Consider the following 20,235-nt stretch of genomic DNA (forward strand, 5'->3'; position numbering starts at 1 on the left):
TCGATAAGCGCAGCCCCTTTTTAAGGTTTGCCCCGACTTTCAATGCCAGCGCCGGCCGATTCAGCAAGGCTTAACAGAGGTGGCGTAAAGCTTCGGCAAAGTGCTGCGGGGCGGGTTCAGCGGCGTCTCGCGAAGCCGGTGCGGCACAGCGGAGAAGGATGAGACAGTTGGTCGCGAAGATCGTCCGCAACCATTTGCGGCGGGCCGCAATTGCCGGCGGGCTCGAGGCCGCACATCTCCTTGCGCGCGCCGGTCTGATGGGCGAGGCCCGCGGCCGCGGTGCCGTCTTTACCTTGCATCATGTCCGCCCCAGGGAACATCGAAACTTTGATCCCAACGCGCATCTGGAAATCACCCCGGCGTTCCTCGAAAAGACGATCGTGACATTGAAGCGCGGCGGTTACCGTTTCGTCGCTCTCGAAGATCTGCCGGCATGTCTCGCCTCGACCGGCGATCGGCCCTTCGCTTGCTTCACGCTCGACGACGGCTACCGCAACAATCTCGAATGGGCGCTGCCCGTATTCGAACGGCACGCCGTTCCCTTCACCGTCTTCGTCACGGCAGGCTATGTCGATCGCAGCCACACGCTGTGGTGGGAAACGCTCGCCGAGCTGCTGTCGCCCAGCCGCGAGTTCCGCTTCGACTTCGGCGATGGTGCGGTGCCGCTCTCGAGCGGCACGCTTGTGCAGAAGCAAGCGGCTTTCGATCGCATCGCCGCCTTTATCCATAGAACCGACGAGGCGAGCGCCGTGGCGGCGCTGAACCGAGCTGCGCTGGCGCAGGGCATCGATCCCCTCGCCATCACCGAGCGACTGACGCTCGACGAGAGCGGTCTTCGCGCCTTGGTCGCAAGCCCGCTCGCCAGCCTCGGCGCGCATACGGTCAGCCATCGCGCGCTGGCGCGGCTCGATGACGAGGAGGCCCGCCGGGAAATCGCCACATCCGCCGCACGGGTCGAGGCGATCACCGGCAGGCCGCCACTGACCATCGCCTATCCCTATGGCTACGGGCCGACGGTTTCGAAGCGGGACCACCGGCTGGCCGCGGATCTCGGCTTCACCGTTGGCGTGACGACCGAACCGGGCACGCTCTTTGCCGGCGTCAATCTTCATGCCATGCCGCGGATCTCGCTGAACGGTCACTTCCAGAGCGAACGCTATGTCGCTGCGCTCGCCTCCGGCATTCTGTTCCGGCTGCTGCATGAGTCCTGAAATCGGAATCGATTTAAGGACAGAATCCTGCAGCAGTTCAAAGTGCTACAGCGATCTTGGCGCGTCCACTTGGACGCGCGGCGCTGTAGCCTCGCGACAGGTCGCGGCTTCACGTCAGGGATACATCCGAAGCTTTTCCCACCCTCCTTCCGGGACGGGGCGGCGGAACTCCATGCGGTCGTGCAGTCGGAATGGACGGTCATGCCAGAACTCGATCGAGGTCGGCCGGATGCGGAAACCCGACCAGTAATCCGGACGCGGGATTTCGCCGATGGCGTGACGGGCGGTGAATTCGGCGACGGCCTTCTCGAGCGCGAAGCGGCTCTCGAGCGGTCGGGACTGCTTCGAGGCCCAGGCGCCGATGCGGCTGCCGCGCGGCCGACTCCTGAAATATTCGTCCGCCTCTTCATCGGTAACGATTTCCACCGGCCCGCGCAGGCGCACCTGGCGGCGCAGCGATTTCCAGTGGAAACACATGGCGGCCTTGCGGGTCGCCAGCAATTCGCGGCCTTTCTGACTCTCGAAATTCGTGTAAAAGACAAAGCCGCGTTCGTCGAACCCCTTGAGCAGCACCATGCGGACATTGGGCAGTCCATCGGGATCGACGGTCGCAAGGGCGACCGCGTTGGGGTCATTCACCTCGCTCTTCTCGGCGTCCTTCAGCCATGTGCCAAAGAGAGAAAAGGGCTCGTCTGCCTCCGTGAAGTCACCGGTTGTTAACTCATTCGCCGTCATATTGCCTTCCTATGCCGTGTATCTGGCGCGGGAGCGCGTCGGGATGAGCCCGATTGTCGTTTCCGCATCGAAAAATGTCGGAGCCCGCCAGCGCTTCCTCGGGCTGCGCTCGGCTCTGGCGAGTCAGACAGGATTGCCGTGCAAGACATAGCAAAGTGGATCGATGGCAAGAAGGGTTTTTCCATTGCGCTGCTGCGCAGTGCGGCTTTGTGCCTGACCGTCTTGGCGCTTCCGGGCTGCATGGGCGGTGGTCTTGATCTCTTCGGAAGTTCGAGCGTCGATCGCTCGGTCGCGACCGGGACCGTGCCGGTCGCCAAGACGTCCGACGGTCTCTCGGACGCGGTCGCCGTGCGCAATGCGGTTTCCTCGGCCGATATTACTGCGAGCAGCAACGCCATTCCCTGGGCGAATGCCTCGTCGGGCAGCGCCGGGGTCATCAGCAGCATCGAGGAAGACCGCGCCTCCGGCGTGCTCTGCCGCCGCTTCACCACCACGCGCCACTCCTTCGAAGGCATTGCCAAGTTCGATGGGCGGACCTGCCAGCTCGACAATGGCGAGTGGTATCTGACGAGCTTCGGCCCGCAGGGCTGAAATCCTCGGTTAACCACATCCCCGCAAAGACGCGGGACTGCGGCCCGAGCGGCCCGCAACCGCCTGCGGGGCGATAGCTCGGCTAACCGATATTTAGCAACTTCCCCGGATCATCGCTTCCGAGAAGAGCGGCCCATCTTGAGCTGCCGTCGTAGTGCGTAGACCCGCCGCCGCCAAGGGCTGGCCGTTCAAAGAATGTGGTGACAAGCCATGCGTGATCCCTATGCAATCCTCGGCGTGCGTCGCGGCGCTGGACAGGACGAAATCAAGGCCGCCTGGCGGTCGGTCGCGAAAGCGATCCATCCGGATCACAACCAGGACGATCCGCTGGCGACCGAACGCTTTGCCGAAGCCGGCCGGGCTTACGAACTGCTGCGGGACCCGGCGCGCAGGAGCCGCTACGACCACGCGCGGCGGGAGGCGGAACTGCGTCGCATGGAAGCGATGAAGGAGAAGATGCGCGGTCCGGAGCAGGTCGAGGAACCGGTCGGCGCGGAGAGCGCCGAGGAGGCGGTATCGCGCATTTTCGGCGTCGACCCACAACCGGCATCCGGCAACAGGCCGAGGGCCTCGGCGCAGCGCCCCGCCGAGAAGGTCGCTCCCGCCGCCGAGGCAAAGCCGGAGCCGCCCGTCGAAACGACACAGGAGCCGGCAAGGACGGATACAGCGGTCCGGCGGCTTGCGGCGCCCGGGACGGAACTGGTTGCGGCGATCGTCCGGCGCATCCGCGACCGCATCACGAAGACGGCCGAGAAAGTGCCGGATCTGGCTGTCGAATTGCCGGTCAGCATCGACGAGGTGATCAACCGGGCGCGTGTCTCCCTGGAGCTTCCCGACGGCGAAACGGTGAAGCTGGCAGTTCCGCCTGGCGCGGTCGACGGCCAGGTGGTTCGCCTGAAGGAGCAGGGCTACCGGGTCGCCGGCATGACCCGTGGCGACGTCGTCGCGACCCTGCGCATCCGTCAGGACGGCGCCTTCCGCACCCAGGGCCTCGATCTCGTGACCACCCTGCCGGTCGACCTCCAGGATGCGGTCCTCGGCTGCGAGGCCGCAATCGAAACGCCGAGCGGAGCCGTGACCGTCACGGTTCCGGCATGGTCGGGATCCGACCGTGTCATCCGGATAGCCGGTAGGGGTTTGAAGGGAGCCGACGGCGAAAGCGGCGACCTCCTTGTCGAGTTGCGGCTGGTGCTGCATGAAAAGCCCGACGACAAGGTCACCGACCTGATGCGGGCGCAGCGCGACGGCCTCTATTTGTAACGGTTCAATGACAAGCTGAACCAATATTACGGGGACTAACAGTTCCTGATCCGCACCGCGCTTGAACCGGTCTGGCGGCTATGCCATAGGCAATTCTCGACATTTTGCCGCATCCACCATTGGTGGCATAGTGCGGCGCCATCGACATTCGGGAATCTGGCATCGGCTCCGGCCGGTCCAGGCAGACAGTATTGGGGACATTCCATGGCTCAGGCATCGGGTCTGATGAATGGCAAGCGCGGCGTCATCATGGGCGTCGCAAACAATCGCTCGATTGCGTGGGGCATCGCCAAGGCTCTGTCGGAAGCGGGCGCTGACATCGCGCTGACCTGGCAGGGCGACGCGCTGAAGAAGCGCGTCGAGCCGCTGGCGCAGGAACTCGGCGCCTTCATGGCCGGTCATTGCGACGTGACGGACCTTGCCACGATCGACGGCGTATTCTCGGCGCTTGAGGAGAAATGGGGCAAGATCGATTTCGTCGTGCACGCGATCGCCTTCTCCGACAAGGACGAGCTGACGGGCCGCTACCTCGATACGAGCCGCGACAACTTCGCCCGCACGATGGATATTTCCGTCTACTCCTTCACGGCCGTTGCGGCGCGTGCCGAGCGCATCATGAACGATGGCGGCTCGATGCTGACGCTGACCTATTACGGCGCCGAAAAGGTGATGCCGCATTACAACGTCATGGGCGTCGCCAAGGCGGCGCTCGAGGCAAGCGTGCGTTATCTCGCCGTCGATCTCGGCAACCGCGGCATCCGCGTCAATGCGATCTCGGCCGGCCCGATCAAGACGCTCGCCGCCTCCGGCATCGGCGACTTCCGCTATATCCTCAAGTGGAACGAATACAACGCGCCGCTGAAGCGCACCGTTTCAATCGAGGAGGTTGGCAATTCGGCACTCTACCTCCTGTCCAACCTGTCTACCGGCGTCACCGGCGAGGTGCACCATGTCGATTCCGGTTATCATACGGTCGGCATGAAAGCGGTCGACGCTCCGGACATTTCCGTCCTGAAGGACTGATCGCTTCTTGCGTGCAACTGCTTGAATCCTCGGACCGAGTTCGGTCTAAGATTTGAGCAGCTGTCCGGTTGCGCGAGCGGCCTTCGCGCGCCTGGCAAGACACGCAACGCGGCGGGCGGCGGCCTCATCCGGAGTGAACACTGTGCTGATCTACATGGTTCGCCACGGCCAGACGGACTGGAACGCCGAGAGTCGTCTACAGGGGCAGAAGGATATTCCCCTCAACGAGACCGGCCGCCAGCAGGCGACCGGCAATGGCGTGGCCCTCGGAGAGATCCTCGGGCGGAATGCCGCCAGCTTCGATTTCGTCAGCAGCCCGCTTGGCCGGACGCGTGAGACCATGGAGCGCCTCAGGCGGGCCATGGGGCTCGACCCTTTCATCTACCGCACCGACGAGCGGCTGAAGGAGGTCTCCTTCGGAGCCTGGGAGGGCTTCACGCTTTCGGAATTGAAACGCCGGGTGCCGGAGCGCATTGCCGCACGCCGGGTGGCGAAATGGGACTTCATCCCGCCCGGCGCGGATGCCGAAAGCTATGAAATCCTCTCCTGGCGCGTCGGTGCCTGGCTGAAGGATGTGAGGAAGCCCACCGTCTGCGTCAGCCACGGAGGCGTGATCCGTACCCTGTTCAAGCTGCTCGGAGAAATGGAGCCGGATGAAGCAGCGGCAGCAGCGATTCCACAGGACCGGCTGCTGAAGATCGTCGACGGCTCGATCAACTGGCTTTAGGAGGGATGCGCGCACAAATGTTCGTGCCGGACCCTTGGGACCAGCCTACTGAACGATTTCCAGATCGTTGATGACGCGTTTGCCGTCCACTTCGGTGTAGAAGACGAGAACCTTGACGCCGGCCTCAAGTCCCTCGAAGTTGAATTCCTCGGGCGCCTGGTAGCTCTTGCCGTCGTCGAGCGAGAGGCTCAGCTGCTCGGTGTCGATATTGGTGATCACGGCTTCGACGTCGGCGCTTTCCGCGTGGACCGAGAGCGGCGATAGCAAGCTTGCGGTAGCCATGAGCGTCGCAATGACAAATCGCATCTTTCCTGCCCTCTTCCATGAAACTGCGAATTTCCTCGTCATCACCCTGTGATCCCCGATTGTGGCAAAAGTTCTTTTTGCCATGGTTTTTTAGGATTTAGCTGCAGATTCCGAACAGTGTTTTCGGCGGCTGAAAGAGTGAACGCCGGCCACGGGAATTTCAAGCCGCTAAGGCCGGAACGCGGGTGCTGTACGCCCTGCCGAAGGATGTCGCAGCGGGTTTTCCAAAGAAAGATCGCGGAGAACTCCAGGGCGGCAGGCAGGCCGCGACAACCGTCGACCGTAATCCAAGCGAATCGGAGCCGAAAATCCGGGCTTGCGGCAAGTCCTCCCGCAACAGCGGAAGCCCTTTCCCCAATGAGTGCTTTACACTAAGAGAGGGCGCGCGCTTTCGCGCGGTCTGAGCAGGACGGAAATACGAAGTCTTTCGCGTTCTGCTCTCACTCGATTAGAATCGATCCGGAGGGATTGGGTCGGTCGGTCCGATCTCTCGGGTCCTGAGCACGGTAGCCGTCATGTCGCACAATACCTTCGGTCATCTCTTCCGCGTCACCACCTGGGGCGAGAGCCACGGAGCGGCGCTCGGCTGCGTCGTCGACGGATGCCCGCCCGGCATTCGCTTCACGCTCGCCGAAATTCAGGCCTGGCTTGACAAGCGGAAACCCGGCCAGTCCCGGTTCGTGACCCAGCGCCGCGAAGATGATCTGGTTAAGGTCCTGTCCGGCGTGATGCTCGACGAGGACGGCGAGACGATGATCTCGACGGGTACGCCGATCTCGATGATGATCGAGAACACCGATCAGCGCTCGAAGGATTACTCGGAGATCGCCAAGCGCTACCGCCCCGGCCATGCCGATTACACCTACGACGTCAAATACGGCATTCGCGACTATCGGGGCGGCGGCCGGTCCTCGGCGCGCGAGACGGCGGCGCGCGTGGCGGCCGGCGGCATCGCCCGCAAGGTCGTGCCCGGCCTCGTCGTGCGCGCTGCGCTCGTGCAGATCGGCAAGCACCGGATCGACCGGGCCAATTGGGACTGGGCCGAGGTCAACAACAATCCGTTCTTTGCGCCGGATCCGGCCATCGTTCCCGTTTGGGAGGAATATCTCGACGGCATCCGCAAGGCTGGCTCGTCGATCGGCGCGGTCGTCGAGGTCGTCGCCGAAGGCGTGCCGTCCGGCATCGGTGCGCCGATCTATGGCAAGCTGGACCAGGACATCGCCTCGAACCTGATGTCGATCAACGCCGTTAAGGCCGTCGAGATCGGCGATGGTTTTGCCACCGCCGAGCTCAGCGGCGAGGAGAACGCCGACGAGATGCGCATCGGCTCCGACGGCAAGCCCGTCTATCTCTCCAACCATGCCGGCGGCATTCTGGGCGGTATCGCGACCGGCCAGCCGATCGTCGCTCGCTTCGCGATCAAGCCGACCTCCTCCATCCTGACCGAACGCCGCTCGATCGACAGCGACGGCAACGAGGTGGACGTGCGCACCAAGGGCCGGCACGATCCTTGTGTCGGGATCAGGGCGGTGCCGATCGGCGAGGCCATGCTTGCCTGCACGATCGCCGATCACTATCTGCGCGACCGGGGCCAGACCGGCCGGCTGAAATAATCTGCTGGAGAGAATAAAGATGTCCTATGACCAGAAGCGCGTCGTCGAGGCCATTCGCGCCTTCGAGGCCGGCGAGATCGTCGTCGTTACCGATGACGGCGGGCGCGAAAACGAAGGCGATCTGATCGTCGCGGCCGTGCACTGCACCCCTGAAAAGATGGCCTTCATCGTCAGGCACACCTCGGGCATCGTGTGCGCGCCCATGCCGCGCGACGAGGCGAAACGCCTCAACCTGAATGCGATGGTCGCCGAGAACGACTCCGCCCACACCACCGCCTTTACGGTTTCCGTCGACTTCAAGCACGGGACGACGACTGGCATTTCGGCCGACGACCGCACCCTGACGGTCAGGAACCTTGCCAATCCGAATATCGGAGCGACGGATTTCGTGCGGCCCGGCCATATCTTCCCGCTGGTGGCGCGTGAGGGCGGCGTGTTGATGCGCTCCGGCCATACCGAGGCGGCAGTCGACCTCTGCAAGCTCGCCAGCCTGCCGCCGATCGGCGTCATTTGCGAACTGGTCAACGACGACGGCACGGTGATGCGCGGCCCGCAGGTGGAGGCCTTCGCCGAAACGCACGGCCTGAAGCAGGTCTCCGTTGCGGATCTCATCGCCTACCGCCAGCGCAAGGAGACCTTGATCGAAAAGGCCCATAGCTTCGAGATCGAGACGGCCTACGGCAAGGCGAAGGCGCACACCTATGCGCTGCCATGGGATCCGATGCAGCATCTTGCCGTCGTTTTCGGCGACGTTCGCGACGGCGTCGACATTCCCGTCCGTCTTCACCTCGAAAATGTCGGCGCGGACGTCTTCGGCAATGGCCGCCAGATCGACGAGGTCATGAAGCGCATCGCGGGCGAGGGGAGGGGCGTCATCGTCTACCTGCGCGAGGGCTCGGTCGGCGTCGGCGTCTCCCAGACCGCGCGCAAGGGCAAGCATGACCGCGAGGGCCATTCCGAAGCGCAGGCGCGCGAAAGCGAATGGCTGGAAATCGGCCTTGGCGCCCAGATCCTCAAGGATCTCGGCATCACGTCGATCCGACTGCTGTCCTCCCGCGAGCGCCACTATGTCGGCCTCGAAGGCTTCGGCATCAAGATCGCAGCGACAGAGATCCTGTAGCGCGCACAGGCGGACGGCCGAGTTCACAAGAAAGCCGCGCCTCGGGAAGAGCGCGGCCTTTCATTTCGATAAGCACTCGCGATTTTACGGAAGCGCGTCGTAGCCTTCGCCGAAGCCCTTCAGGTCGACCGGAATGCCGATCCCTTCCTCCGGCGACTGGAAGACGATGAAGGTTGCCGTCCCGCCGGCGCGCATCGTCTTCAGGAGCTCGTCCTCGAGCACCACCTCGGCATAGCAACCGTCCGAAAAGCAGCGGACGAAATAGGCGCGGCCAATGTCCTTGCCGTCGACATTGAGGCCAAGGCCGTTGGGCAGAAGCACGCCGAGCGGTGCCAGAACGCGAAGGATCTTCGCCTTGCGGTCGGCGGTTTTGAGAACGACGACCGAGAGCCCGACTTCAGGCCGGTCCTCGGCGATGACGTTCTGCATCAGCGCGCATTGTTCGGCAGAGGCGCCGGCCGGCTGATCGCAGACGATCGACCAGGCGCCGTGGTTCGACTTGACGGTCCCGGGTGTGGCAGCAGACTGCTGGGCCAAGCTTGCGGCGGGAAAGACGAAGGCGGCAATTCCGAGCGCGATCAAAGCGGGCAGCCGGGAGAAGAGGGACAGGCCCATGTAAACCTCAAAACGTCGAATCATTCGGGCTATTCTTGATGCGCAGAGATATAAATGAAAAGCCCCGCCACTTACATTCCAGCGGCATATGGCCGAAATTGGGCCTATATCGAGCGCATCGGGCGCGCCGGACGTTTCCGCCGTGACGGGGCGCGCGTAGGCAAGGCGAGGATCGCCGCCCTGACGCAATCTCTGATCCGGCGCGAAGGGCGGCGGCGGGAAATCTTGGCTTTGTGCAAAAATGCCGCATGAGGTTCATTGCACAGATGTTGCGGCGCTGGTCAAACTGTGGTTTGAAGCGCTTCCAGTATCGCAGGGATTCTGCGTTCCGGGTTTGATCCTGATCAAGCGCATTGGGGAGACGTAATTGTGAAAAACAAGGCCTATGCAGTTCTGGCAGCGCTTGCCTGTCTGCTCTTTGCTTCGAGCGCCTTTGCTGACAAGCCTGTCGACTGGCAGACCACCTTTCAGCCGGCCGCAACGGGCATCATGGAAGAAATCACGTGGTTCGAACAATATACCCTGTGGTTCATCATTCCGATTACCCTCCTGGTCCTCCTGCTGCTGATCATCGTCGTCGTGAAATTCCGCGAGGGCGCCAATCCGGTTCCGTCGCGGACCAGCCACAACACCACGATCGAAGTGATCTGGACCGTCGGTCCGGTGATCATTCTGCTGTTCCTGGCCGTTCCGTCCTTCCAGCTTCTCACCGCGCAGCTCACGCCGCCGCAGAACCCGGACCTGACTGTCAAGGCGACCGGCAATCAGTGGTACTGGTCGTATGAATATGAGGTCGGCGAGAATCCGCTCTCCTTCGACAGCCTGCTTTTGAAGGACGAAGACCGCGCGGGTCTCGGCAAGGAAGACAAGGCCGCTTATCCGCGTCTGCTCGCCGTCGACAACGAAGTCGTCGTGCCGGTCGGCAAGACCGTCCGCCTTCTGGTCACGGCTGCCGACGTCATTCATGCCTTCGCCATGCCGGCCTTCGGCGTGAAGATCGACGCCGTTCCGGGCCGCCTCAACGAGACCTGGTTCAAGGCCGACCGCGAAGGTCTCTATTATGGCCAGTGTTCCGAGCTCTGCGGCAAGGATCACGCCTATATGCCGATCGCCATCCGCGTGGTTGCGCAGGAGAAATACGACGCCTGGCTCGCCGCCGCCTCAACCAATCTCGGCGAAGCGAACAAGGCGCTCATGGCGTCCACCGACGGCGCGGTCAAGACCGTTGACGTCGCCGCAAACGCCGCACAGTAATCGGAAGGGGAGCTCGACCCATGGCTGGAACAGCCGTTCACCACGATCACCGTCATGATCATTCCGATCATGCCCATGATGCAGACCACGCTCACCAGCCGCTGACCTTCTTTCAGCGCTGGTTCCTGTCGACCAACCACAAGGATATCGGCACGCTCTACCTGATCTTCGCGATCATTGCCGGCATCATCGGCGGTACGCTGTCGGTCTTCATGCGCGCCGAACTGCAGGAGCCCGGCATCCAGATCTTCCACGGTCTGGCGCAGATGGTCTACGGCTTCGAAGGCGATGCTGCCATCGACGGCGGCAAGCACATGTTCAACGTCTTCACCACCGCCCACGCGCTGATCATGATCTTCTTCATGGTCATGCCGGCCCTGATCGGCGGTTTCGCCAACTGGATGGTGCCGATCATGATCGGCGCGCCGGACATGGCCTTCCCGCGCATGAACAACATCTCGTTCTGGCTGATCGTGCCGGCCTTCCTGCTGGTGCTGCTTTCGATGTTCGTCGAAGGCCCGGCGGGCGCCTACGGGGCCGGCGGCGGCTGGACGATCTATCCGCCGTTCTCGACCTCCGGCATGCCGGGGCCGGCCATGGATCTGGCGATCCTCGGCCTGCACATTGCCGGTGCCTCGTCGATCCTCGGCGCCATCAACTTCATCACGACGATCCTCAACATGCGCGCGCCGGGCATGACGCTGCACAAGATGCCGCTCTTCGCGTGGTCGGTGCTGATCACCGCCTTCCTGCTGTTGCTGTCGCTGCCGGTTCTGGCGGGCGCCATCACCATGCTGCTCACCGACCGCAACTTCGGTACGACCTTCTTCGCGCCTGACGGCGGCGGCGATCCGATCCTGTTCCAGCACCTGTTCTGGTTCTTCGGCCATCCGGAAGTGTACATCCTGATCCTGCCGGGCTTCGGCATCGTCAGCCACATCATCTCAACCTTCTCGCGCAAGCCGATCTTCGGCTATCTCGGCATGGCCTATGCCATGGTCGCGATCGGCGCCGTCGGCTTCATCGTGTGGGCGCACCACATGTATACTGTCGGCATGTCGCTCGAGACGCAGCGTTACTTCGTCTTCGCGACGATGGTCATCGCGGTTCCGACGGGCGTGAAGATCTTTTCCTGGATCGCCACGATGTGGGGCGGCTCGATCCGCTTTACCACGCCGATGGTCTGGGCGATCGGCTTCATCTTCCTCTTCACCGTCGGCGGCGTCACGGGCGTTCAGCTCGCTAATGCCGGCCTCGACCGGGCCCTTCACGACACCTACTATGTGGTTGCTCACTTCCACTACGTTCTGTCGCTCGGCGCCGTCTTCGCGATCTTTGCGGCCTGGTACTACTGGTTCCCGAAGATGAGCGGCTACATGTACTCCGAGTTCCTCGGCAAGCTGCATTTCTGGGTGATGTTCGTCGGCGTGAACCTCATCTTCTTCCCGCAGCACTTCCTGGGTCTCGCCGGCATGCCGCGCCGCTATATCGACTATCCGGATGCCTTCGCCGGCTGGAACATGGTATCGTCCTACGGCTCCTATGTCGCCGCCGTCGGTGTGCTGATCTTCCTCTTCGGCGTCGCCGAAGCTTTCTCGAAGAAGCGCGTCGCGGGCGACAATCCGTGGGGCGAGGGCGCCAACACGCTCGAATGGCAGCTGTCCTCTCCGCCGCCGTTCCACCAGTGGGAGCAGCTCCCGCGGATCAAGTGACGGACAACGAACAGAAGCCGCCGGTGACGGCGGCTTCTCCCCGCCGGCCTTCCGGCATGATGCGGCCTATCCGGTCGCAGCTAGTTCAGGAAAGAGACATGACGCTCATCGACAATCACGAGGCAGTCGGCATGGAAGGCGCACCGCGCCTGTCCGAAGCCTCTGCGCGCGATTACTTCGAGCTCTTGAAGCCGCGCGTCATGTCGCTTGTCGTCTTTACTGCCTTTGCCGGGCTTGTCCTTGCGCCGGGACAAATCAATCCGGTCATCGGCTTCATCGCCATTCTCTGCATCGCCATCGGCGCCGGCGCCTCCGGTGCGCTGAACATGTGGTACGACGCCGATATCGATGCGGTGATGAGCCGCACCGCCAAGCGCCCCATCCCCGCCGGCAAGATCCTGCCGCAGGAAGCGCTCGCCTTCGGCCTCACCCTGTCGGCATTTTCCGTGATCATCCTTGGGCTCGCCGTTCACTGGCTCGCAGCCGGGTTGCTCGCCTTCACGATCTTCTTCTATGTAGTGATCTACACGATGTGGCTGAAGCGCTCGACGCCGCAGAACATCGTGATCGGTGGTGCCGCCGGGGCCTTCCCGCCGATGATCGGCTGGGCCTGCGTGACCGGGGGCGTGTCGGTCGAGAGCATCGTGCTCTTCCTCATCATCTTCCTTTGGACACCGGCGCATTTCTGGGCGCTGGCGCTCTTCAAGATGGGCGACTACGGCGCCGTCGGCGTGCCGATGATGCCGAATGTCTGCGGCCAGGCGACGACCAAGCGGCAGATCGTGGTGTACGCGCTCCTGACCGCGCTGAGCGGCATCTGTCCCACGCTGCTCGGTTTTGCGAGCCTTGGATACGGAGCCTTCGCGACTGCTCTTGGCTTGGGCTTCGTCTGGTATTCGCTCGCCGTGCTGCGCATGCCGGAAAGCGACCTCAGGATGCTGCCGGCCAAGAAGCTCTTCGCCTTTTCGATCGCCTATCTCTTCGCGATCTTCTCGGCCCTGCTTGTGGACTATGTGATCGTGAATGTCTGGCTCAAGGCCGGGGGTGTCATCTGATGGAAACCGTGAAGCTCAGCGAAGCCCAGAAGAAATCCCGCCGCGGCCGCAATATCGCACTTGGCCTCGTGCTCGCCGGTCTTGTCGGGCTGTTCTATGTCGTCACGCTGATCAAGTTCGGCGGCGGCATGGCCCATTGAAGGTGATGCGATGACGGATACGCCGCAAACACCCGGGAAGCAACGCGCCAACGGCGTCATCGTCGGCGCCTGCCTCGCCTTCGTGGCGGGCATGGTCGGTATGGCCTATGCGGCCGTTCCGCTCTACGACATGTTCTGCCGGGTGACGGGCTATAACGGCACGACGCAGCGCGTCGAGCAGGCGTCCGACGTCATTCTCGACGAGACGGTCAAGGTGACCTTCGACGCCAATGTCGGCCCCGGCCTGCCATGGGATTTCAAGCCGGTTCACCGGGACATCGACGTCAGGATCGGCGAGACGGTGCAGGTGATGTACCGCGCGAAGAACCTCTCGTCGAAGCCGACGACCGGCCAGGCGACGTTCAATGTGACGCCGATGGCGGCGGGCGCCTATTTCAACAAGGTGCAATGCTTCTGCTTCACCGAAACGACGCTCAAGCCCGGCGAGGAAATGGAGATGCCCGTCGTCTTCTTCGTCGATCCGGAGATCGTCAGGCCGGTCGAGACCAAGGACATCAAGACCTTGACGCTGTCCTACACCTTCTATCCGCGCGAGCCGTCCAAGCCGGTCGCCGCGGCAAGGGACGGGCAAACTGAGAACAGACTTTGACAGGACGCCCGTTTCGGCTATGCCGTGCGGGCGACAAGAGAGGACTATCGGGGATTACTGACATGGCCGGAGCGCATCAGAAGAATCACGACTACCACATCATCGATCCGAGCCCGTGGCCGTTGCTCGCCTCCATTGGCGCCTTCGTCATGGCGTTCGGCGGCGTCGGTCTCATGCGCTATGCCGCCGGCGGCTCGTTCAAGCTGTTCGGCCTGGAACTTGCCAACCCGTGGCTCTTCCTGATCGGCCTGGCGATCGTTTTCTACACGATGTTCGGCTGGTGGTCGGATACGATCAAGGAAGGCCGCGAGGGACACCACACACGCGTCGTGTCGCTGCACCTGCGCTACGGCATGATCATGTTCATCGCTTCCGAGGTGATGTTCTTCGCCGCCTGGTTCTGGGCCTTCTTCGATGCCAGCCTGTTTGCCGGCGAGCCCATTCAGGCCGCTCGCGCCGCCTATACCGGCGGCGTCTGGCCGCCCAAGGGCATCGAGGTCCTCGACCCCTGGCACCTGCCGCTCTACAACACGGTGATCCTGCTGCTCTCCGGCACGACCGTCACCTGGGCGCACCACGCGCTGCTGCACGACGACCGCAAGGGCCTGATCTACGGCCTGACGCTTACCGTGCTGCTCGGCGTTCTGTTCTCCTTCGTCCAGGGCTATGAATATGCGCACGCGCCGTTCGCCTTCCGCGATTCGATCTATGGCGCCACCTTCTTCATGGCGACCGGCTTCCACGGCTTCCATGTTCTCGTCGGCACCATCTTCCTGCTGGTCTGCCTTTTCCGGGCGCTCGGTGGCGGCTTCAGCCAGCAGCATCATTTCGGCTTCGAAGCGGCAGCCTGGTACTGGCACTTCGTTGACGTGGTCTGGCTGTTCCTGTTCTTCTCCATCTATATTTGGGGCGGATGGGGTGCGCCGATCGCTCACGGCTGAGGCTGGGGCGGTACGAAGGACAAAGGGCGGCTGCGGCGATGCAGCCGCCCTATTTCGTTTGAGAGCAATGGTCGGGCGATGAAATACGCGTATTTGTGGCTGCTGGCTGCAGCTGTTTTCGTGACGCCGCCTGTCAACGCCGCCGAAACTGCGGACAAGGTGGTCGTCTACAAGGAACGACGCGTGCTGCAATTGTTTGCCGGCGAGCGCCTCCTGCGCGAATATTCGGTCGCGCTCGGCGGCAATCCCGTGGGAGACAAGATGCAGGAAGGCGACCGGCGGACGCCGGAGGGGCGCTACGTACTCGACTGGCGCAACGACGCGAGCAGCTTCTACCGTTCCATCCACATCTCCTATCCGGCACCCGAGGATGTGCGGGCCGCGGCTGCCAAGGGCCTCGATCCCGGCGGCATGATCATGATCCATGGTCAGCCCAACTATTTCGGCTGGCTGGCCTTTTTGACGCAGATGTTCGATTGGACGGATGGCTGCATTGCCGTTACCAATGCCGAGATGGACGAAATCTGGGACATGGTCCCGAACAACACGGCGATCGAGATCAATCCATGAACGACGACAAGGCGTTGTACCCGCCGGTTGACCCGATCATGACAGGCGTCAAGGGGCTTTGCCCGCGCTGCGGCCAGGGCCGGTTGTTCGACGGCTTCCTGAAAGTTCGACCGGCCTGCGAGAGCTGCGAGCTCGACTATCGCTTTGCCGATTCCGGCGACGGTCCCGTCGTTTTCGTCATCCTCATCGTCGGCTTCGTCGTGCTTGGGGCGGCGCTCTGGATGGAGGTCAATGTCAATCCGCCGCTATGGCTGCATTTCCTGATGTGGATACCCCTGGCAACGGTTTTCAGCCTCGCGCTGACGAGGACGTTGAAAGGCGTGCTGATCAATATCCAGTACCGCAACAATGCACGTCCGGGTGAGATCGACCGTGGCCGAGATGCATAAGGCGGCCTCGCATGGGCGCCTCGGCCGGATTGGCGGTATCGTGCTCGTCGCGATCGCCTTCGCCGTGCTCCTCTCGCTCGGTACATGGCAGCTGGAGCGGCTGCACTGGAAGGAGGCGCTGATCGCCGCGATCTCCGAGCGCCGTTCGGCGCCGCCGGCGCCGCTCGGAGAGATAGAGGCGCTGGCTGCGGCCGGCGAGGACATCGACTATCGATCCATCAGTGTGTCCGGCGTGTACGACCACGGCAAGGAGCGGCATTTCTTTGCCACGCACGATGGCCGCACCGGTTACTACGTCTTCACGCCGCTCATGCTCGCGGACGGTCGCGCTCTTTTCGTCAACCGCGGCTTCGTGCCCTTCGAGAAGAAGGACGCCGCAACGCGGGCCGAGGGGCAGGTTGGCGGCAACGTGACCATCAATGGTCTGGCACGGCCGCGGCTTTCCGAAAAGCCTTCGTCGCTGGTGCCCGACAACGATATCGCCAAGAACATCTTCTACTGGAAGGATCTTGGCGCGATGACACAGACAGCCGGCATCGCCGCTGATCGTGTCGTTCCCTTCTTCGTCGACGCGGATGCCGCAAAAAACCCGGGCGGCTTGCCGGTCGGCGGCGTCACCCGGTTCGACCTGCCGAACAACCATCTTCAATATGCGCTCACCTGGTACGGTCTTGCGGGGGCGCTGGTCGTGGTGAGCGGCGCTTACCTCTATCGTCAGCGACGCAGAGATCATTCCGGCGAATGAAACGGGGAAACGTATGGCTATTCTCGCCGCCATCCTGATTGCGCTCACCGCATTGCTGCATGTCGGCTTCCTGGTGCTCGAGATGTTTCTATGGACGAAGCCGCAGGGGCGGGCGGTCTTCCACATGACGGCGGAGCGGGCCGAGACGACGCGGGTGCTGGCGGCCAACCAAGGGCTCTACAACGGCTTCCTGGCCGCAGGTCTCCTCTGGTCGCTGCTCCAGCCCGAACCGACCTTTGCCTTTGAGTTGAAGGTGTTCTTTCTTGTGTGCGTGATCGTTGCCGCTATATATGGCGCATGGTCGGTCAAGCCCCGCATTCTTCTCGTGCAGGGCGGCCCGGCCATGCTCGCCCTCCTGTTCGTTCTACTGGCGTCCTGATTCATGGCCTCATCCACGGCGGCAAAATCCCAGATCACCATACGTCTTTGCGGACCGCGCGGCTTCTGCGCCGGCGTCGACAGGGCGATCCAGATCGTCGTACTGGCGCTCAAGGAGTTCGGCGCTCCGGTCTATGTCCGCCACGAGATCGTGCATAACCGCTATGTCGTCGAAGGGCTGGAGGCCAAGGGCGCGATCTTCGTCGAGGAGCTCGACGAAATTCCGCCGGAGCATCGCAAGCAGCCTGTGGTCTTCTCCGCCCATGGCGTGCCGAAATCGGTGCCCGCCGATGCCGATCAACGCAACCTCTTTTATCTCGACGCCACCTGTCCGCTGGTCTCGAAGGTGCACAAGCAGGCGATGCGGCACCACCGGCTGGGGCGGCATGTGGTGCTGATCGGCCATGCGGGGCATCCGGAGGTCATCGGCACGATGGGGCAATTGCCGGAAGGGTCCGTCTCGCTCATAGAGACGGTGGAGGACGCAGATTTGTATGTGCCGCCCGATCCCGACAATCTCGGCTTCGTGACGCAGACGACGTTGTCGGTCGACGACACCGCGGGGGTCATCAAGCGCCTGCACGAGCGCTTCCCGAACCTGACGGCACCGGCCGCCGATTCGATCTGCTACGCTACGACCAACCGGCAGGAGGCAGTCAAGCAGGCGGCGCCCGGCTGCGACCTCTTCCTGATCGTCGGCGCCCCCAACTCATCCAATTCCAAGCGGCTCGTCGAAGTGGCGCTGAGAGCGGGGGCAAAGAAATCTGTGCTTGTCCAGCGTGCCTCGGAGATCGACTGGGAAACGATCGGCGACATCTCAACCGTCGGCCTCTCGGCCGGCGCCTCGGCGCCGGAGGTGATCGTCAACGAGATCATCGAGGCGTTCCGTGAGCGCTATGATGCGACGGTCGAACTGGCCGACACGGTCGAGGAGAACGAGAACTTCCTCGTCAATCGCGAACTCCGCCATGTCGAGTTGACCGCCGCCGACATGGCCTTCGTCAATGGAGAATAGGTGCGGGACGATAAAGCTTCCGCTTCGATCCCCTGGAATTCTTTTCCGAAAGTAGCGACCCTTGGCAGTTTACACCGATATCACGGAAGACGACCTGATCCGCTTTCTGGCCGCCTATGACGTGGGCGTTCTGACCTCCTACAAGGGCATCGCCGAAGGCGTCGAGAATTCGAACTTCCTTCTCCATACGACCAAGGGCTCCTATATCCTCACGCTCTACGAAAAGCGGGTGAATGCCGATGACCTGCCGTTCTTCCTGGGGCTGATGCACCATCTCGCGGAAAGGGGGCTTTCCTGCCCGCTCCCCTTGCCGCGTGCCGATGGCGAACTGCTCGGCACGCTGTCCGGCCGGCCGGCCGCCGTCATCTCCTTCCTCGAAGGCATGTGGCTGAGGAAGCCCGAGGCGCAGCATTGCCGCGAAGTTGGCCGGGCGCTGGCATCGATGCACGAAGCGGGCGAAGGGTTCCCGTTGAAACGAACCAATGCGCTCTCGGTGGGTGGCTGGCGGCCGCTCTGGCGGAATTCCGAGGCGCGCGCCGACGAGGTGCAGGACGGCTTGAAGGACGAGATCGCGGCGGAACTCGCTTTTCTCGAAGAGCACTGGCCGAAGGGCCTGCCGGGCGGCGTGATCCATGCCGACCTCTTCCCCGACAACGTCTTCTTCCTAGGCGATCGCCTTTCCGGATTGATCGATTTCTATTTCGCCTGCAACGACTTCCTCGCCTATGACATCGCCGTTTGTCTGAACTCCTGGTGCTTCGAGAAGAACGGCTCCTATAACATCACCAAGGGAATGGCCTTGCTCTCCGGTTACGAAAGCGTACGGAGTCTGACCGCGGAGGAGGTAGCGGCGCTGCCGTTGTTGGCCCGAGGCTCGGCGCTGCGCTTCTTCCTGACGCGCCTCTACGACTGGCTGACGACGCCGGCCGGCGCCCTCGTGGTCAAGAAGGACCCGCTCGAATATCTGACGAAACTCCGCTTCCACCGCGCCGTCGTATCGAGCGCCGCATATGGCCTGCGGCGCGCCGAGGCTTTGCAATGAAGCATGTCGACATCTTTACCGACGGCGCTTGCTCGGGCAATCCGGGGCCGGGCGGCTGGGGAGCGGTGCTGCGCTATGGCGAAGTGGAAAAGGAAATGTGCGGGGGCGAGGCGGAGACGACCAACAATCGCATGGAACTTACGGCCGCTATCTCGGCGCTCAACGCCCTGAAGCAGCCCTGCGAGGTCGATCTGCACACCGACAGCAAATATGTCATGGACGGCATTTCGAAGTGGATCCACGGCTGGAAACGCAACGGCTGGAAGACCGGTGACAGGAAACCGGTGAAGAACGGCGAACTCTGGCAGGCGCTCGATGAGGCGCGGGGCCGGCATCAAGTGACCTGGCACTGGGTCAAGGGCCACGCCGGCCATCCGGAAAACGAGCGCGCCGACGAGCTGGCGCGCAAGGGAATGGAGCCGTTTAAGAAGCCGGGCCGCCTGGCTGCGGCGAAGTAGCGCCACACGGCCAGTATCACTTTTCGAATACCTGATTGACGGGCAATTGCCCCTCACCCTAGCCCTCTCCCCGCCCGCGGGGAGAGGGGACTTCAGAGTGCGCCGCGAGTCCCCCCGCCCCGCTTGCGGGGAGAAGGTGCCGGCAGGCGGATGAGGGGCTGAGACTAACGCCAATCCCTATCGATCAAAGCTGTTCCAGCATTGCCGCCGCGCCGGAAACGGTCGCCTGGCCCGGGGAGTCTTCGACGTTCAGCGACTTGACCACGCCGTCGTCGACGAGCATCGAATAGCGCTTCGAGCGGATGCCGAGTGTGCCGGCCGACAGATCGATATCGAGGCCGAGCGCCTTGGTGAAGGCAGCGTTCCAGTCGGATAGGAAATGGATCTTGCCCATGCCGCCGGATGCCGTTGCCCAGGCGCTCATCACATGCAGGTCATTGACGGCGACGACGGCGATATCGTCGATGCCACGCGCGAGGATCGCGTCGCGGTTCTCCAGATAGCCGGGAAGATGATTGAGCGAGCAGGTCGGGGTGAACGCCCCCGGGACGGCGAAAAGGACGACGCGCTTGCCCTTGAAGAGCTGGTCGGTGGTGATCTCGACCGGGCCGTCGGCGGTCTTTTCCTTGAAGGTTGCGTTGGGCAGCTTGTCTCCGACAGCAATGGTCACGGTTCTCTCCTCGAATTCAACTCGCGGTCCGGCAAAGGGGTTGCCGAGCCTGCGA

The 20,235-nt window shown here is 62.9% G+C and carries 25 protein-coding genes; 21 read left to right on the top strand and 4 right to left on the bottom strand.

Features of this window, described 5'->3' with window-relative positions:
• Window positions 1-158: 158 nt before the first annotated feature.
• Entirely contained in the window at window positions 159-1,211 is a 1,053-nt protein-coding gene (locus CO664_RS15535; protein WP_097539287.1) for a polysaccharide deacetylase family protein, read from the top strand.
• Window positions 1,212-1,325: 114 nt separating this feature from the next.
• Here CO664_RS15535 and pdxH read toward each other — a convergent pair whose 3' ends face one another.
• Entirely contained in the window at window positions 1,326-1,946 is a 621-nt protein-coding gene (gene pdxH / locus CO664_RS15540; protein ID WP_097539288.1) for a pyridoxamine 5'-phosphate oxidase, read from the bottom strand.
• 138 nt (window positions 1,947-2,084) lie between these two features.
• Here pdxH and CO664_RS15545 point away from each other — a divergent pair, with 138 nt between their 5' ends.
• The 4 genes from CO664_RS15545 (at window position 2,085) to CO664_RS15560 (ending at window position 5,547) form a co-directional block, all read left to right on the top strand.
• Window positions 2,085-2,537, top strand: a complete 453-nt coding sequence (locus CO664_RS15545; protein WP_037413388.1) for an RT0821/Lpp0805 family surface protein — start codon at window positions 2,085-2,087, stop codon at window positions 2,535-2,537.
• A 210-nt stretch (window positions 2,538-2,747) separates the two neighbouring features.
• Window positions 2,748-3,797 carry a DnaJ C-terminal domain-containing protein gene (locus tag CO664_RS15550; RefSeq protein WP_097539289.1) on the top strand — a complete coding sequence of 350 codons (1,050 nt, stop codon included), beginning with the start codon at window positions 2,748-2,750 and terminating at the stop codon, window positions 3,795-3,797.
• Between the two features lie 204 nt (window positions 3,798-4,001).
• Window positions 4,002-4,820, top strand: coding sequence for an enoyl-ACP reductase FabI (gene fabI / locus CO664_RS15555; RefSeq protein ID WP_037379294.1), 819 nt, complete (start codon window positions 4,002-4,004; stop codon window positions 4,818-4,820).
• Between the two features lie 142 nt (window positions 4,821-4,962).
• Entirely contained in the window at window positions 4,963-5,547 is a 585-nt protein-coding gene (locus tag CO664_RS15560) for a histidine phosphatase family protein (RefSeq protein ID WP_037413391.1), read from the top strand.
• A 45-nt stretch (window positions 5,548-5,592) separates the two neighbouring features.
• On the opposite strand, the gene CO664_RS15565 is transcribed toward CO664_RS15560, so the two are convergent.
• The gene (locus CO664_RS15565; RefSeq protein ID WP_012707100.1) at window positions 5,593-5,853 is read right to left on the bottom strand and encodes a DUF1344 domain-containing protein; all 261 of its coding nucleotides are present in this window, start codon (window positions 5,851-5,853) and stop codon (window positions 5,593-5,595) included.
• A 515-nt stretch (window positions 5,854-6,368) separates the two neighbouring features.
• Between CO664_RS15565 and aroC the strand changes: the two genes are divergently transcribed.
• Window positions 6,369-7,466, top strand: a complete 1,098-nt coding sequence (gene aroC / locus CO664_RS15570; protein ID WP_037413392.1) for a chorismate synthase — start codon at window positions 6,369-6,371, stop codon at window positions 7,464-7,466.
• 19 nt (window positions 7,467-7,485) lie between these two features.
• Entirely contained in the window at window positions 7,486-8,586 is a 1,101-nt protein-coding gene (gene ribB / locus CO664_RS15575) for a 3,4-dihydroxy-2-butanone-4-phosphate synthase (RefSeq protein WP_097539290.1), read from the top strand.
• An 84-nt stretch (window positions 8,587-8,670) separates the two neighbouring features.
• Here the strand turns inward: ribB and CO664_RS15580 are convergent, their stop codons facing one another.
• Window positions 8,671-9,201, bottom strand: coding sequence for an invasion associated locus B family protein (locus CO664_RS15580; protein WP_037413395.1), 531 nt, complete (start codon window positions 9,199-9,201; stop codon window positions 8,671-8,673).
• A 54-nt stretch (window positions 9,202-9,255) separates the two neighbouring features.
• Here CO664_RS15580 and CO664_RS30960 point away from each other — a divergent pair, with 54 nt between their 5' ends.
• From CO664_RS30960 to rnhA, 14 genes are all read left to right on the top strand, one after another.
• Complete coding sequence (locus CO664_RS30960) at window positions 9,256-9,453, top strand: hypothetical protein (protein ID WP_103451146.1); 198 nt, start codon at window positions 9,256-9,258, stop codon at window positions 9,451-9,453.
• A gap of 117 nt (window positions 9,454-9,570) precedes the next feature.
• Window positions 9,571-10,455 (top strand): cytochrome c oxidase subunit II, encoded by an 885-nt coding sequence (coxB, locus tag CO664_RS15585; protein WP_097539291.1) that lies wholly within the window; start codon window positions 9,571-9,573, stop codon window positions 10,453-10,455.
• A gap of 20 nt (window positions 10,456-10,475) precedes the next feature.
• A complete protein-coding gene (gene ctaD, locus CO664_RS15590; protein WP_037379304.1) occupies window positions 10,476-12,167 on the top strand; it encodes a cytochrome c oxidase subunit I in 1,692 nt (563 codons plus the stop codon).
• 98 nt (window positions 12,168-12,265) lie between these two features.
• The gene (locus CO664_RS15595; RefSeq protein ID WP_037413399.1) at window positions 12,266-13,222 is read left to right on the top strand and encodes a heme o synthase; all 957 of its coding nucleotides are present in this window, start codon (window positions 12,266-12,268) and stop codon (window positions 13,220-13,222) included.
• A complete protein-coding gene (locus CO664_RS15600; RefSeq protein WP_037413400.1) occupies window positions 13,222-13,362 on the top strand; it encodes a hypothetical protein in 141 nt (46 codons plus the stop codon). Before CO664_RS15595 ends, CO664_RS15600 begins: the two co-directional genes overlap by 1 nt.
• A 10-nt stretch (window positions 13,363-13,372) precedes the next feature.
• Window positions 13,373-13,972, top strand: a complete 600-nt coding sequence (locus CO664_RS15605) for a cytochrome c oxidase assembly protein (protein ID WP_037413401.1) — start codon at window positions 13,373-13,375, stop codon at window positions 13,970-13,972.
• 62 nt (window positions 13,973-14,034) lie between these two features.
• Entirely contained in the window at window positions 14,035-14,913 is an 879-nt protein-coding gene (locus CO664_RS15610) for a cytochrome c oxidase subunit 3 (protein ID WP_037413402.1), read from the top strand.
• A 120-nt stretch (window positions 14,914-15,033) separates the two neighbouring features.
• On the top strand, window positions 15,034-15,483 hold the full coding sequence (locus tag CO664_RS15615; protein WP_337441821.1) for a L,D-transpeptidase family protein: 450 nt from the start codon (window positions 15,034-15,036) through the stop codon (window positions 15,481-15,483).
• Window positions 15,480-15,872, top strand: a complete 393-nt coding sequence (locus CO664_RS15620; protein ID WP_037413742.1) for a DUF983 domain-containing protein — start codon at window positions 15,480-15,482, stop codon at window positions 15,870-15,872. Before CO664_RS15615 ends, CO664_RS15620 begins: the two co-directional genes overlap by 4 nt.
• Complete coding sequence (locus CO664_RS15625; RefSeq protein ID WP_097539292.1) at window positions 15,832-16,617, top strand: SURF1 family protein; 786 nt, start codon at window positions 15,832-15,834, stop codon at window positions 16,615-16,617. Before CO664_RS15620 ends, CO664_RS15625 begins: the two co-directional genes overlap by 41 nt.
• Window positions 16,618-16,630: 13 nt before the next feature.
• The gene (locus tag CO664_RS15630; protein ID WP_037413405.1) at window positions 16,631-16,996 is read left to right on the top strand and encodes a DUF1304 domain-containing protein; all 366 of its coding nucleotides are present in this window, start codon (window positions 16,631-16,633) and stop codon (window positions 16,994-16,996) included.
• Between the two features lie 3 nt (window positions 16,997-16,999).
• Window positions 17,000-18,010: a 4-hydroxy-3-methylbut-2-enyl diphosphate reductase gene (gene ispH / locus CO664_RS15635; RefSeq protein WP_097539293.1), complete on the top strand. Its 1,011-nt coding sequence runs from the start codon at window positions 17,000-17,002 to the stop codon at window positions 18,008-18,010.
• A 61-nt stretch (window positions 18,011-18,071) separates the two neighbouring features.
• Complete coding sequence (locus CO664_RS15640) at window positions 18,072-19,052, top strand: homoserine kinase (protein WP_097539294.1); 981 nt, start codon at window positions 18,072-18,074, stop codon at window positions 19,050-19,052.
• The gene (gene rnhA / locus CO664_RS15645) at window positions 19,049-19,510 is read left to right on the top strand and encodes a ribonuclease HI (RefSeq protein ID WP_037413409.1); all 462 of its coding nucleotides are present in this window, start codon (window positions 19,049-19,051) and stop codon (window positions 19,508-19,510) included. The genes CO664_RS15640 and rnhA overlap by 4 nt, the downstream gene beginning before the upstream one ends.
• A 184-nt stretch (window positions 19,511-19,694) precedes the next feature.
• Here rnhA and CO664_RS15650 read toward each other — a convergent pair whose 3' ends face one another.
• Window positions 19,695-20,180 (bottom strand): peroxiredoxin, encoded by a 486-nt coding sequence (locus CO664_RS15650; RefSeq protein ID WP_037413410.1) that lies wholly within the window; start codon window positions 20,178-20,180, stop codon window positions 19,695-19,697.
• Window positions 20,181-20,235 lie beyond the last annotated feature (55 nt).

The organism is Sinorhizobium sp. NG07B, from assembly GCF_002532005.1.
Lineage (GTDB): Bacteria > Pseudomonadota > Alphaproteobacteria > Rhizobiales > Rhizobiaceae > Sinorhizobium > Sinorhizobium fredii_C.

What these genes read in the sequence shown, in the direction of transcription:
- ispH (WP_097539293.1), top strand. Translation starts at nt 17,000, where the DNA reads ATGGCCTCATCCACGGCGGCAAAATCCCAGATCACCATACGTCTTTGC.
- ribB (WP_097539290.1), top strand. Translation starts at nt 7,486, where the DNA reads ATGTCCTATGACCAGAAGCGCGTCGTCGAGGCCATTCGCGCCTTCGAG.
- rnhA (WP_037413409.1), top strand. Translation starts at nt 19,049, where the DNA reads ATGAAGCATGTCGACATCTTTACCGACGGCGCTTGCTCGGGCAATCCG.
- aroC (WP_037413392.1), top strand. Translation starts at nt 6,369, where the DNA reads ATGTCGCACAATACCTTCGGTCATCTCTTCCGCGTCACCACCTGGGGC.
- CO664_RS15535 (WP_097539287.1), top strand. Translation starts at nt 159, where the DNA reads ATGAGACAGTTGGTCGCGAAGATCGTCCGCAACCATTTGCGGCGGGCC.
- pdxH (WP_097539288.1), bottom strand. Translation starts at nt 1,946, where the DNA reads ATGACGGCGAATGAGTTAACAACCGGTGACTTCACGGAGGCAGACGAG.
- CO664_RS15605 (WP_037413401.1), top strand. Translation starts at nt 13,373, where the DNA reads ATGACGGATACGCCGCAAACACCCGGGAAGCAACGCGCCAACGGCGTC.
- CO664_RS15630 (WP_037413405.1), top strand. Translation starts at nt 16,631, where the DNA reads ATGGCTATTCTCGCCGCCATCCTGATTGCGCTCACCGCATTGCTGCAT.
- CO664_RS15580 (WP_037413395.1), bottom strand. Translation starts at nt 9,201, where the DNA reads ATGGGCCTGTCCCTCTTCTCCCGGCTGCCCGCTTTGATCGCGCTCGGA.
- CO664_RS15620 (WP_037413742.1), top strand. Translation starts at nt 15,480, where the DNA reads ATGAACGACGACAAGGCGTTGTACCCGCCGGTTGACCCGATCATGACA.
- CO664_RS15550 (WP_097539289.1), top strand. Translation starts at nt 2,748, where the DNA reads ATGCGTGATCCCTATGCAATCCTCGGCGTGCGTCGCGGCGCTGGACAG.
- ctaD (WP_037379304.1), top strand. Translation starts at nt 10,476, where the DNA reads ATGGCTGGAACAGCCGTTCACCACGATCACCGTCATGATCATTCCGAT.
- CO664_RS15625 (WP_097539292.1), top strand. Translation starts at nt 15,832, where the DNA reads ATGCACGTCCGGGTGAGATCGACCGTGGCCGAGATGCATAAGGCGGCC.
- CO664_RS15610 (WP_037413402.1), top strand. Translation starts at nt 14,035, where the DNA reads ATGGCCGGAGCGCATCAGAAGAATCACGACTACCACATCATCGATCCG.
- CO664_RS30960 (WP_103451146.1), top strand. Translation starts at nt 9,256, where the DNA reads ATGAAAAGCCCCGCCACTTACATTCCAGCGGCATATGGCCGAAATTGG.
- CO664_RS15595 (WP_037413399.1), top strand. Translation starts at nt 12,266, where the DNA reads ATGACGCTCATCGACAATCACGAGGCAGTCGGCATGGAAGGCGCACCG.
- fabI (WP_037379294.1), top strand. Translation starts at nt 4,002, where the DNA reads ATGGCTCAGGCATCGGGTCTGATGAATGGCAAGCGCGGCGTCATCATG.
- CO664_RS15600 (WP_037413400.1), top strand. Translation starts at nt 13,222, where the DNA reads ATGGAAACCGTGAAGCTCAGCGAAGCCCAGAAGAAATCCCGCCGCGGC.
- CO664_RS15565 (WP_012707100.1), bottom strand. Translation starts at nt 5,853, where the DNA reads ATGCGATTTGTCATTGCGACGCTCATGGCTACCGCAAGCTTGCTATCG.